At 56.3% G+C, this 10,440-nt stretch carries 13 protein-coding genes and 2 tRNA genes (1 of these 15 only partly in view); 10 read left to right on the top strand and 5 right to left on the bottom strand.

Going from position 1 to position 10,440, the window contains the following annotated elements; all coding sequences use genetic code 11:
• Positions 1-45, top strand: a tRNA-OTHER gene (locus HMPREF3142_RS13585) (it extends 60 nt beyond the left edge of the window).
• 4 nt (positions 46-49) lie between these two features.
• Positions 50-126, top strand: a tRNA-Val gene (locus HMPREF3142_RS13580).
• 661 nt (positions 127-787) lie between these two features.
• Here the strand turns inward: HMPREF3142_RS13580 and HMPREF3142_RS29890 are convergent.
• Both HMPREF3142_RS29890 and HMPREF3142_RS13575 read right to left on the bottom strand, forming a co-directional pair.
• Complete coding sequence (locus tag HMPREF3142_RS29890) at positions 788-1,267, bottom strand: hypothetical protein (RefSeq protein WP_228706478.1); 480 nt, start codon at positions 1,265-1,267, stop codon at positions 788-790.
• A gap of 169 nt (positions 1,268-1,436) precedes the next feature.
• Positions 1,437-2,189 (bottom strand): SDR family oxidoreductase, encoded by a 753-nt coding sequence (locus HMPREF3142_RS13575; RefSeq protein ID WP_016161208.1) that lies wholly within the window; start codon positions 2,187-2,189, stop codon positions 1,437-1,439.
• Between the two features lie 98 nt (positions 2,190-2,287).
• On the opposite strand from HMPREF3142_RS13575, the gene HMPREF3142_RS13570 reads away from it, so the two are divergent.
• The gene (locus tag HMPREF3142_RS13570) at positions 2,288-3,214 is read left to right on the top strand and encodes an AraC family transcriptional regulator (protein WP_032754554.1); all 927 of its coding nucleotides are present in this window, start codon (positions 2,288-2,290) and stop codon (positions 3,212-3,214) included.
• On the opposite strand, the gene HMPREF3142_RS13565 is transcribed toward HMPREF3142_RS13570, so the two are convergent.
• A complete protein-coding gene (locus tag HMPREF3142_RS13565; protein ID WP_032700936.1) occupies positions 3,211-4,095 on the bottom strand; it encodes a LysR substrate-binding domain-containing protein in 885 nt (294 codons plus the stop codon). The two genes, HMPREF3142_RS13570 and HMPREF3142_RS13565, sit on opposite strands and share 4 nt — an antisense overlap.
• 156 nt (positions 4,096-4,251) lie before the next feature.
• Between HMPREF3142_RS13565 and HMPREF3142_RS13560 the strand changes: the two genes are divergently transcribed.
• A complete protein-coding gene (locus tag HMPREF3142_RS13560; protein ID WP_008804604.1) occupies positions 4,252-4,767 on the top strand; it encodes a DUF4286 family protein in 516 nt (171 codons plus the stop codon).
• Positions 4,768-4,774: 7 nt separating this feature from the next.
• Positions 4,775-5,611, top strand: coding sequence for an MBL fold metallo-hydrolase (locus HMPREF3142_RS13555; protein ID WP_070612146.1), 837 nt, complete (start codon positions 4,775-4,777; stop codon positions 5,609-5,611).
• Between the two features lie 71 nt (positions 5,612-5,682).
• On the opposite strand, the gene HMPREF3142_RS29430 is transcribed toward HMPREF3142_RS13555, so the two are convergent.
• On the bottom strand, positions 5,683-5,832 hold the full coding sequence (locus tag HMPREF3142_RS29430) for a hypothetical protein (RefSeq protein ID WP_012541503.1): 150 nt from the start codon (positions 5,830-5,832) through the stop codon (positions 5,683-5,685).
• Positions 5,833-6,233: 401 nt separating this feature from the next.
• Here HMPREF3142_RS29430 and HMPREF3142_RS13550 point away from each other — a divergent pair, with 401 nt between their 5' ends.
• The 4 genes from HMPREF3142_RS13550 (at position 6,234) to HMPREF3142_RS13535 (ending at position 8,889) form a co-directional block, all read left to right on the top strand.
• On the top strand, positions 6,234-6,668 hold the full coding sequence (locus HMPREF3142_RS13550; RefSeq protein WP_012968028.1) for a winged helix-turn-helix domain-containing protein: 435 nt from the start codon (positions 6,234-6,236) through the stop codon (positions 6,666-6,668).
• Positions 6,669-6,713: 45 nt separating this feature from the next.
• Positions 6,714-7,430 (top strand): hypothetical protein, encoded by a 717-nt coding sequence (locus HMPREF3142_RS13545; protein ID WP_070612145.1) that lies wholly within the window; start codon positions 6,714-6,716, stop codon positions 7,428-7,430.
• Positions 7,431-7,514: 84 nt separating this feature from the next.
• On the top strand, positions 7,515-7,724 hold the full coding sequence (locus tag HMPREF3142_RS13540) for a YdgH/BhsA/McbA-like domain containing protein (RefSeq protein ID WP_004202908.1): 210 nt from the start codon (positions 7,515-7,517) through the stop codon (positions 7,722-7,724).
• Positions 7,725-7,872: 148 nt separating this feature from the next.
• Positions 7,873-8,889 carry a zinc-dependent alcohol dehydrogenase family protein gene (locus tag HMPREF3142_RS13535; protein WP_196774012.1) on the top strand — a complete coding sequence of 339 codons (1,017 nt, stop codon included), beginning with the start codon at positions 7,873-7,875 and terminating at the stop codon, positions 8,887-8,889.
• A gap of 36 nt (positions 8,890-8,925) precedes the next feature.
• Here HMPREF3142_RS13535 and HMPREF3142_RS13530 read toward each other — a convergent pair whose 3' ends face one another.
• Positions 8,926-9,561 carry a carbonic anhydrase gene (locus HMPREF3142_RS13530; protein WP_008804599.1) on the bottom strand — a complete coding sequence of 212 codons (636 nt, stop codon included), beginning with the start codon at positions 9,559-9,561 and terminating at the stop codon, positions 8,926-8,928.
• Positions 9,562-9,810: 249 nt separating this feature from the next.
• Between HMPREF3142_RS13530 and HMPREF3142_RS13525 the strand changes: the two genes are divergently transcribed.
• Positions 9,811-10,440, top strand: a complete 630-nt coding sequence (locus HMPREF3142_RS13525) for a LysE family translocator (RefSeq protein ID WP_023322746.1) — start codon at positions 9,811-9,813, stop codon at positions 10,438-10,440.

Below are 10,440 nucleotides of genomic sequence, written 5' to 3'. Positions count from 1 at the left end.
TTGACATGGTGGGGGTCGTTGGTTCGAGTCCAATCGAACGCACCATAATGCGTTTATAGCTCAGTTGGTTAGAGCACCACCTTGACATGGTGGGGGTCGATGGTTCGAGTCCATTCAGACGCACCAATCAGTTATCCTTCTGTAATTTCTGTGTTTTATCACCTGCCCCCCGATGGTATTGCTGACTTAAAATGTTGTGTATTGGCAAAGATTTTTCCTTGCATATTCCACACTCGTGCAGGGGAAGCCAACCCTTTTAAGTACATTTTTGAGCACATCGAAATGGCGCTTTAAGCCACAAACGGTGGGGAATGTGTCATTGCAACAAGGCATTTTTTCCCGGCGGAAAACATTTCAGGCTTTAAAACTCCGGGCACTGACGTGACAGAATACTGCAGACAAAACAAAGGTGACGACTATGCCATTAACCGACACGGCCATTCGTAATGGCGGCTACTCCCCCAAATGACTCGCTGACCGATATGGATGGCCACTCCCTGTCTGTCAGCAAATCAGGAAGCAAAAATGGCAATTTCACTACTATCATAACGGAAAACAATGCAGCATAAGTTTCGGCTTCTAACCTGAAATTTCACTCAGTGTGGCCCGAATTTTACGTCATGAAGCCCGTTCACAAATTGCACAGGGTTTCGTTCCTCAGATTCAGACAAAATTAACGCTGGCAAAACGACACTTCAAGTATTTGAAAGGGCACCCATCACACTCATATTTTTACTCCACAGTCATGAGCATCAAAAATCGATCAACAGACCACGCCGTTTAATTTTTAATGATAATCATTCCATTCATCATAAATATATGCATATGAAAATCGATATATCAGATACCCCACCAGGAATTCCACAACTGAAAGTAAATCCCAGAGAAATTTATATTCATTTACTGAGAAAAAAAAAGACCAGCCAGCCAGCGCGATACCTGAAGTACCTAATCCCATACCTGCTCCCCTGATAACACGGGAAAGTATGATGAGTAATGTTCGTTTTATCTTCATAATCCACCAAAGAAATATTCCGTACTGAAAACTATTCCCTGGCGTAAAAAAGCGAGCGCGCGGTACAGCAGGGATGAAACCCTGCCATAGTAGAATAAAGAAAGTCCAGCCCCGACCGGGCCAGACTAACTTTTTAAGATTAACGCCCGAATTACATTGAGAATTTACATATAAAAGACCTGAGCCATTGATGATGTCATAATATGGCGGGCGGTTCGCACATATCCAGAATAAGCGGCGAAAACGCACCATGAAATACATTGCTTTTCTGATTTACATCAGTAAGCGCCGCCTGACCGTTATGTCGTATAACCCGCTAATATTATCCAGACGATACTGACAGGGATAATATTCCCCGGCCATAAAGCGCAGCGGCAGCTTGCGCACCTACCGTCTGACAGACAAGACCCGCATATTGTCTTCAGACACGGCGAAGACTGGCCTGCGCCATCGCCAGGGCATCTTCCCCTGCCGGCAGCCGCGAAGGGGCATCAGGATCGTGCACCATTCGCCAGACGGCCTGAGCGACATCCGTCGTCTGCGTCACGCTGGCGTTATCCTGCATGCTGTCGAAGATCTGCTGGCCGAGCGCCGCATAGCTCTCCGGGAGCTGGCCCATCGTTCGACGAGCGTTTTCCCCGAAGCGGGTCTGGGGAGCGCGTCCCGGCAGGATCAACCCGACGCGAATATTAAAAGCACGAAGCTCCAGCGCCAGCGACTCCGTGAAGGCATTCACCGCCGCCTTACTCGCGGTGTATACCGCCAGCAGGGGCATCGGTTGCAGGGTGACCGCCGAGGTAATATTAACGATCGTCCCGCTTCGGCGCGCTCTGAACCGGGGGATCACCGCCTGGGTCATGGCAATCGTTCCCAGGGTATTGGTGGCAAACAGGTCTGCTATCGCCTCGCGCGACGCGCCCTCCAGGGCATTAAGCATCCCCACCCCGGCGTTGTTAACCAGCACATCAATCTCTCCGGCTTCGGCAATGGCCTCTGCGATACTCTGCGCCGAAGTGACGTCAAGACGCACCAGCCGCAGACGGTCGCTGGCGGGCAACACACCTTCCTGCGGAGCGCGCATCGTGGCAATAACCTTCCAGCCTTGCTCGAGAAAATAACGCGCCGTCTCCAGGCCAAAACCCGATGAACAGCCGGTGATCATTATCGTTTGCATATCTCTGTCTCCGAATGGCTTCTTCCTTTTGATCATAGACAGGCCGTGTCGGACGATATAGGGTCAATAATCCATCATTCTTTAGCAGGAGTCCGGAAATGAGCGATCCGTTGGCGGAGGTTATTGCCATGCTAAATCTCAGAGCGGTGCTGACCAAAACCGTTGAGGGGGCGGGAGACTGGCGAGTGATACGCTCGGACCAGGGGTTGTCATTTTATGGCGTCGTGCTGGAAGGCGGCTGTCGGCTGGAAATAGACCAGCATGAGCCGCAGATCCTGCGCGCCGGGGATTTTATTCTGATCCCGGCGGCGTACCGCTTCGCGCTAACCAGCCTGACCCCGCCCCCTTCACCGGCGCTGGAGACCATCCCGGTGCAACTGGCGGAGGGACACTTTCGGCTTGGAGCCCTCGACAAGCCTGCGCAGATGCAGGCGCTGATTGGCCACTGCGCTTCCGGTTCAACGAACGCCAGCCTGCTGGCCTCGCTGTTGCCAGCCTTTGTGGTGGTCCGCAATCAACCGCGGCTGGCCACCTTTGTCGGGCTGCTGAAAGAGGAAGCGAAGGCGGATCGCGCGGGCAAATCTTTCGTTCTGGCGCGGATGGTTGAGCTACTTTTTATCGAGGCCATCCGTTCCTCCGGCACGCTCGCCACCCCCGGTCTGATGCGCGGGCTGAGCGACCCGCGGGTCGCCCAGGCAATCCGCCTGCTGCATCAGGCCCCCGCCAGACGCTGGACGGTCAACGCCCTGGCCGCCGACTGCGCGCTGTCTCGCTCGACGTTATTTGAACGCTTTACCGACCTGACCGGGATGACCCCGATGGGCTATCTGTTAGGCTGGCGAATGACCCTGGCCATGCAGTGGCTGAGCGAGACGGGCATCAGCATTGCGGATATCGCCGAGCGCATCGGCTATGGCTCGGCCAGCGCGTTCAGCGTAGCCTTTACCCGCTATACCGGGATATCGCCGGGGAAATATGCCCGCCAGCGGGCGACGCAGCCTCCCCCCGGGCCAGCCCTGACTTAACCGGCTGCAATCTCCGTCTGCAGCCAGCGCTCAAACACCTGCAGCGCCAGCTCTCCCTCCCCGCCACCGGGTTTGATCAGGCAGAAGCGCTTGGCCAGCGTCGGGGAGCCCGGCCACGGAGCGACCAGCGTCCCGGCGCGCAGCTCGCTTTCCACATACATCTTCGGCACCAGCGCCACCCCCTGCTGGCTCAGTACCGCGGCGATGGCCATCTCATGCAGATCGTAGCGCGGCCCCTGCGCCGGATTATCCAGCGCCAACCCGCATTCCCGGGCATAGAGCAGCCAGGCGTCAGGGTTCTGCCGCCGGTGAATGCGCGGCAATCGGTTCAGTTGCCCGGGGAGATCGTCATTCGTCAGCAACGCCGCATGACAGACCGGCAGCAGATACTCCTCGAACAAAAACGTCACATCCATGCCAGTCCACGCCGGGTGATCAAAATGGATGGCGGCATCAAAACCGCTGCCCGGGAGGATGAAGGGATCGCTGCGGGCGGCAATATTGACCACGATATGCGGATGCTGCGCTGCAAAGCGTCCAAGCCGGGGGATTAACCAGCGGCTGGCAAAGGTAGGAAGCACGGCGATCTCCAGACTATGCCCATCGGAGGGCATCCCGCTGACATCGTGGGTATCCCGCTCCAGACGGGCAAGGATCTCGCGGACCTGGCGGGCATAGCGGGCGCCAGCCGGATTGAGCCGCACCCGGCTCCCCGTCCTGTCGAAGAGTTTACTGTCGAGGAGCGCTTCCAGACGGGCAATCTGCCGGCTGATGGCCCCTTCCGTTAACGCGAGTTCCGCCGCCGCGCGGGCAAAGTTGCCGTGACGGGCAGCGGCCTCAAAAGCCAGTAGCGCAGCGCTGCTGGGGATTTTACGACGCATAGCCAATGCTCCTTGTGCAGGCTCACCGAAAGTCAGTGACAGAATATCACTGACCATTGAATTAACATCGTTTTTCAGCGCCATTTTTAGCCGATAGGATGATGAAAAGTCACTAAAGCGCTTTGCGCGCTCAATCATCTGTCCATCGAGGTCACTATGCTCTATGTCGTCGAATGCGCCTACACCGATCCCCAAAGCGAAACAGCGTGGAATACCTTTTACAATCAGGAAAAATTGCCGGCGCTGGTCTCTGTGCCCGGTTTTTACGCCTCTCAGCGCTTCCGCGCCCTCAGCGAGGAGTGTCCCCGCTACCTGGCGCTGCACGATATCCACGATGCTACCGTCATCGACAGCGACGCCTACCGCCGCAACGGAGGCGGCCATTTTGCCCGCTGGCAATCGGCGATCACCGACTGGCACCGCCACCTCTATGTTGCAGATAGCGGCGTGCGGGAGGTCCGGTCTGATGAGGTGCTCCTGCTGAGCGATACGCCTCAGACGCTACCCATCTCCCCGGCAATCGTCCTGCTGCCTGGCGGCCTGGCGACGCAACAAACCCGGTATGCCGCCATCGTCCCGCGTGACGACCTGCATCACCTGGCCACGGCTGCCGCCGTCTTTATCTATCAACCCATCACCGCCCGGTTACGTAACCCGGCGCAACGCGCGTGAGGTCGCCATGACACCAGCTCCCTTTTATACGTTGACCGCAGGCGATCTGACGGTGACCGCCGTCAGTGATGGTCAGATGTCGGCGCCACTGTCCTTACTCTCGGGTATCACGCCTGAGGAGGCGGAGCGCCTGCAGCGGAACGCCGGGTTAGCCTCACCGGAGGCCATTGCGATCGGCGCCTACCTTATCCGCGGACGCGGGCACACCGTACTGGTGGATACCGGCACCGGGGGAGTCAATGGCGTCGGCGGTGCGCTTATCGCCACTCTGGCGCTGCTCGGCGTACGCCCTGAGGAGATTGACACCATCCTCCTCACCCACGCGCACCCGGATCACATCGGCGGGTTGCTGACGGCAACCGGCGCCCCGGCGTATCCCAACGCCACGGTGTTCCTGCCTTCGCGGGAACGCGCTTACTGGCTGGCGGAATCCACACTGGACAACGCCAGCGATCGCGGCCGGCGCAACGTGCTGCTCGTCCACCGCGTACTGGCAATCTGCGCGGCGCAAATTCGCGAAGTTGATGGTGAGGAGACGGTCGCCGGGATCCACCCGTGCCCTCTGCCCGGCCATACGCCCGGCCATACCGGGTATCGTCTCGAGGCGGGCGATACCTCGCTGCTCATCTGGGGGGATATTGTCCATTTCCCGACCATTCAGACCACCCGGCCGTCGGTGTCGGTCGCCTTCGACGTCGATCCTGAACAGGCCCGACAAACCCGGGAATGTCTGCTGCGCCAGGCCGCCAGCGAACAATGGCTGATCGCCGGCATGCATCTTGGTTTGCCCGGCTTTGCCAGGGTGGTGGAGACGCCTTATGGTTATCTGTTGCAGTCGGTGTAAAGGTCGCAGAGGTAAGCCCTGCTTGTCCGCAGGGACAAGCAGGGCTTTATGTCAGGGGGTTGGGCAGGCCGCTAACTGCGGCTTTTCCAGGCTTTTTTGCTTTTGCAGCTGGCTTTGGTGGCGACCCACGGGTGGCGTAGCTGAGTCAACTGAAGATCCTGGGAGGCCGGGCTGGCCGACCAGCGTTTGTTACACAGAGGCTTACGAGTTGCAATGACCATAAAAACGCTCCTGAAAAGTAATGAACAATTCCCTGGGTAGTTCCATAAGTTCAGAATCAGCTTATCATCGCGTAACGGAAGTTATTTCAATCTTTGTTTTACTATGTAAATGGTGAAAGCCTCCTGAAATGAGCAAAATTGATCTAGATCAATATAAGTGCATTTAGTTTTTCCTGACACCTATATATTCAACCGCTTACCAGCGGCTGACGTTTGTTTAAGACTTTTCCTATACCATACAATCCTGCAGAGCAATAATCATTTATCAGATTTTTATTCTACTTATGTATACAAACATGGTTATTTGTTTTGATTATTCTAACAAATAAAATTCACTTGGTCAGTCAGCAGCAGGCAGGTACTCTGCACCGGCAATAACTGGATTTGTCAGGGAGTGGTGGATGACTAAGGGCTATAAACTGCTTGGCTATAAGTTAGCAGATAATATTTTCTACTGCCTGCATCATCGGGAAATTATCGCGCTGCGAGGGACGCGAACGCAAGTTCAGCTACGCAGTACCATGGCCTGTTTACTGGAATATCTGTTGGCGCATGGCAGAGAACGGGTGGTCAGCGATGAAGAGTTGATGATTAACGTCTGGGAAAAAAATAACCTTCGCCCGTCTGCGCAGCGATTATGGCAGGTTATTCAGACGTTAAAATCCCGTCTTAGCCAGGCAGGCGTTGAAAGCGCATTAATTATTCGGGTCAAGTGCGCCGGGTATTATATTAACAATGCTGTCGTAGCCGAAATTTACTCATTCAAACCACCGGGCATGATGAATTATATTAATGCCTCGCCTGCTGATATGAATAAACTTCTGGTACGCAGCTAATCCCCTCTCCGCGCCGTTTACATCGCTTGTAACAGGGTTTATCCGTTGAATATTTTAATTCACAGCAATAATCTTTTTTTTAATATCGGCCTCGCCCAGTGTTTCAGAGATATTCAGGAGACCCTGCCCGGGCTGAACATTATTCATTCGCTGCCACTCAGCCATTTTCCCGATCCGGCTGGGCTGGATGTGATTATTTTATCGCTGGAAAACTTTCACGATTATCAGGCCGCCGCTGAATTAGCCCTGCGTTATCAGAGTCTGGTGATCGGCTTTACCTCGGCCGGCAACGTGAGGCGCGGATGCGCCTTTTTCGCGGACACCCTCCTGTGGGTTAGCCAGCGGGAAAGCGTTCCGGAGGTTGGCCGCCTTTTGCGCAGGCTGGCCGATCGTCGCTGGCCTCTGGTGCCGCGTCATCAGCGTCAGAGTACCTCTTCCCGTCAACGAGCGCCCCTCAACCTTCAGGAAAGGCGGATAATCGCCGCCACCATGAAGGGGCAGTCGGTGAATCAACTGGCGGCCACGTTGGGGATCAATCGCAAGCGAGTCTATAACGGACTGGAACGGATTAAGGTTAATTTTCACCTGGTCAGCCATGCTCATTTTCATCATTTTATGACCTCCGGGCCAACGTTTAACCCGCTCTCACCCGACCTTGCCAGTTATACGCCAGGGGCAAAGCCTGCCCGACAGCGGCAGGCTGCGTTGCACGCGGCGAAAATTCATTCATATTATTTGAATAAGATTCGCAAATTGTTTTGATTTTAGCCTGCAACATTCAAGCGTATTCTTTACCACATCAGGGCGACAAGCCCTTTATCAGACACCAGATTAAGGAATACGACCATGAAATCCATCAAAACTTTCGTTGCAGTTGCGGCACTGTCTCTGTTCTCTTCTGTCAGCTTCGCCCAGAGCGTCAGCGCTACCGCTTCCACACTAGACCGTGCTGAAGCAAAAATCGCCGCCCAGGCCGCGGAACAGGGTGCATCCTATAAAATCACCAGCGCCCAGTTTAATAACCGCGTCCATATGACGGCTGAACTGAGCAAATAATCCCTTTTGCCGTTAGCAATGAAAAAGCGCCGTTAAAAACGGCGCTTTTTTTACCCCTTCCCCTTTCTTTGTTTTGCCGACAGGCATGCTGTGGCGCTCGCTCCATTCCCGACCAATACTGACTGTATCCGCCAGAAAAGAGAGCCTGATGATGAAAGCCTGGACAGTCAAAAAACCCGGTTCGCTTGAGAACCTGCAGCTTGTCGATCTTGCTGACCCCGGGGCGCCCGCTGCAGGAGAGATCCGGGTGGCGCTGCACGCCACCTCGCTGAACTACCATGATTTGCTGGTCGCAACGGGGGTAATTCCCACCGCCGATCGGCGGATCCTGATGGCGGATGGCGCCGGCGTGGTGGAAGCGGTTGGCGCCGGAGTGAACGAATTTCAGCCGGGTGACCGGGTGGTTGCTGGCTTTTTCCCGCAGTGGCTGGATGGCCGCCCCGGCCCGCTGGTGAGCGACTTCAGTCAGACCCCGGGCGATGGCGCGGAGGGGTTCGCCTGCCAGTATGTCGTCAGGCCGGCCAGCCATTTTACCCATGCGCCTGAGGGGTGGAGTTTCAGGGAGGCGGCAACCATCACCACCTCCGGTCTTACCGCCTGGCGCGCGCTGGTCGTCGAAGGACGGTTAAAAGCAGGCGATACGGTGCTGACGCTTGGCACCGGCGGCGTGTCGATAACCGCCCTGCAGCTGGCGAAAAGTATGGGCGCACAGGTGATCGTCACCTCATCGTCAGATGAAAAACTCGCCCGCGCTCGCACGCTGGGGGCCGATCATCTCATCAATTACCGCACCACCCCGGCATGGGGCGCCGCGGTGCAGGATATCACCGGCCATCGTGGGGCCGATCTCATTCTGGAGCTGGGCGGTCCGGGCACCCTGGGGCAGTCGTTCGAGGCGGTCAGTGTTGGCGGACACATCGCCCTGATCGGCGTCCTGACCGGCTTCGAGGGCCATGTCCCCACCCATCTGCTGATGAGTAAACAGGCCCGACTGCAGGGGCTGGTGGTGGGTAATAGACGGCAACAGCAGGACTACGTCAACGCCCTGAACCTGCAGGCGTCGCGGCCGGTTATCGATAAAGTGTTTGATTTTACAGCCTTACCGGATGCCTTTCGCTATCTGCAAAGCGGCGCCCATTTTGGCAAAATTTGCGTGGAGTGGTAAGGGGATGAACAGGGCCTCCGTGCCCTGAGAACGGCTTTATTCGAAGAAGACGTCCGGATTTTCCGACAGCGAAACAAAGGATTTCGTGTTTTTATCCAGCGCCTGAATGTCGCCGCTTTCAATGTCGTAGAACCAGCCGTGCAGGCGCAGGGTATGGTCGCGCAGACCGACCGCCACCGACGGATGGGTTTTGATGTTGTTCAACTGAGCGATGACGTTTTCCTGCACCATGCCGTTGACCTTATCGGTTTCGCTGGCCCAGGTTTTCTTTTCCACCACTGCTTTCGCGGCATCAGCATAGCGCAGCCAGTGGGACACCGCCGGCATCGGCTCAAGGCACTGGCAGGTGGCGATCGCTTTCATCGCGCCGCAGTTGGAGTGGCCGCAGATCACGATATCCGTCACGCCCAGCGCAACGACGGCATATTCGATGGTAGCAGAAACGCCACCTGGCTCCGGCCCGAAAGACGGCACGATATTCCCGGCGTTACGAATGACAAAGAGCTGTCCCGGCTCCTGCTGGGTTACCAGTTCAGGCACCAGACGGCTGTCTGAACAGGAGATGAAAAGCGCTTTGGGATTCTGGCTGGAGGCCAGGCTACGGAAGAGCTCTTTACGCTGGGGGAAGATCTCTTTCTGGAAGTTGAGGAAGCCCTCAATGATATGTTGCATAGCAGTGTCTCTTCTCTGTAGTTATTACGGTATGACAAAGATCACAGTTATTCAGTTTACCATTGATGACAAGAATGGGAATCGTTATTCAAACAGTTGCGCAGAAAACGCGCGCCGCCACCGCCCGCGCCGCCCTGCCTTATCCACACCTTTTTGACGTGATTTCCTGAACCAGTTTGCTACTCTGTCTACCCCAACCGTTCACAGGTTACCGACCGCCTGCCGGCGGCGGACATCACAGGAGTCGCTATGTTCTTATCCAGCCTGATGGCCATTGCCGCGGTGCTGATCATGGGCGTGATCAGTCCCGGCCCAAGCTTTATCTTTGTCGCGCGCAATGCCGTCGCTCGCTCGCGCGTGCACGGTCTGGTGACCGCCCTCGGTACTGGCGCCGGCGCCGCCATTTTTTCCATTATGGCGATGCTGGGCCTGCAGAAGGTGCTCACCGCGGTGCCGGAGCTGTTTATTGGGCTGAAGGTGGCGGGCGGGATCTATCTGCTGTGGCTTGGTTATAAAATTTTCCGCGGGTCGGCGCAGCCGATGGACTTTTCCGCCAGCGGCATGGCTGGCAACCATTCACTGCTGAAGACCTTCCGCGATGGGTTGTATACCCAGCTGAGCAATCCCAAAACCGCGCTGGTGTTCGCCTCAATTTTTACCGCTCTGCTGCCAGCGCAGATCCCCACCGCGTTTTACTACATCGTGCCGCTGATGAGCTTTCTGATTGACGTCAGCTGGTATTCGCTGGTGGCGCTGGTGCTGTCTGCCGATCGACCGCGGCGCGTCTACCTGCGGCTGAAGCGGCGGATCGACATCGCCACCGCGACGGTGCTGGGGGCGCTGGGCCTGCGGCTTATCGCCACCTCCCTCACCCGCTAA

Source organism: Klebsiella sp. HMSC16C06 (assembly GCF_001808325.1).
Classification (GTDB): domain Bacteria; phylum Pseudomonadota; class Gammaproteobacteria; order Enterobacterales; family Enterobacteriaceae; genus Klebsiella; species Klebsiella variicola.
The sequence above is the reverse complement of the archived record's forward strand: the minus strand, read 5'-3'. Positions and strand labels throughout refer to the sequence as shown.

Excerpts from the sequence above, each read along its gene's own strand:
- HMPREF3142_RS13570 (WP_032754554.1), top strand. The coding sequence starts at position 2,288 with ATGAGCGATCCGTTGGCGGAGGTTATTGCCATGCTAAATCTCAGAGCG.
- HMPREF3142_RS29430 (WP_012541503.1), bottom strand. The coding sequence starts at position 5,832 with ATGGTCATTGCAACTCGTAAGCCTCTGTGTAACAAACGCTGGTCGGCC.
- HMPREF3142_RS29890 (WP_228706478.1), bottom strand. The coding sequence starts at position 1,267 with ATGGTGCGTTTTCGCCGCTTATTCTGGATATGTGCGAACCGCCCGCCA.
- HMPREF3142_RS13550 (WP_012968028.1), top strand. The coding sequence starts at position 6,234 with ATGACTAAGGGCTATAAACTGCTTGGCTATAAGTTAGCAGATAATATT.
- HMPREF3142_RS13560 (WP_008804604.1), top strand. The coding sequence starts at position 4,252 with ATGCTCTATGTCGTCGAATGCGCCTACACCGATCCCCAAAGCGAAACA.
- HMPREF3142_RS13575 (WP_016161208.1), bottom strand. The coding sequence starts at position 2,189 with ATGCAAACGATAATGATCACCGGCTGTTCATCGGGTTTTGGCCTGGAG.
- HMPREF3142_RS13565 (WP_032700936.1), bottom strand. The coding sequence starts at position 4,095 with ATGCGTCGTAAAATCCCCAGCAGCGCTGCGCTACTGGCTTTTGAGGCC.
- HMPREF3142_RS13535 (WP_196774012.1), top strand. The coding sequence starts at position 7,873 with ATGATGAAAGCCTGGACAGTCAAAAAACCCGGTTCGCTTGAGAACCTG.
- HMPREF3142_RS13530 (WP_008804599.1), bottom strand. The coding sequence starts at position 9,561 with ATGCAACATATCATTGAGGGCTTCCTCAACTTCCAGAAAGAGATCTTC.
- HMPREF3142_RS13525 (WP_023322746.1), top strand. The coding sequence starts at position 9,811 with ATGTTCTTATCCAGCCTGATGGCCATTGCCGCGGTGCTGATCATGGGC.
- HMPREF3142_RS13555 (WP_070612146.1), top strand. The coding sequence starts at position 4,775 with ATGACACCAGCTCCCTTTTATACGTTGACCGCAGGCGATCTGACGGTG.
- HMPREF3142_RS13540 (WP_004202908.1), top strand. The coding sequence starts at position 7,515 with ATGAAATCCATCAAAACTTTCGTTGCAGTTGCGGCACTGTCTCTGTTC.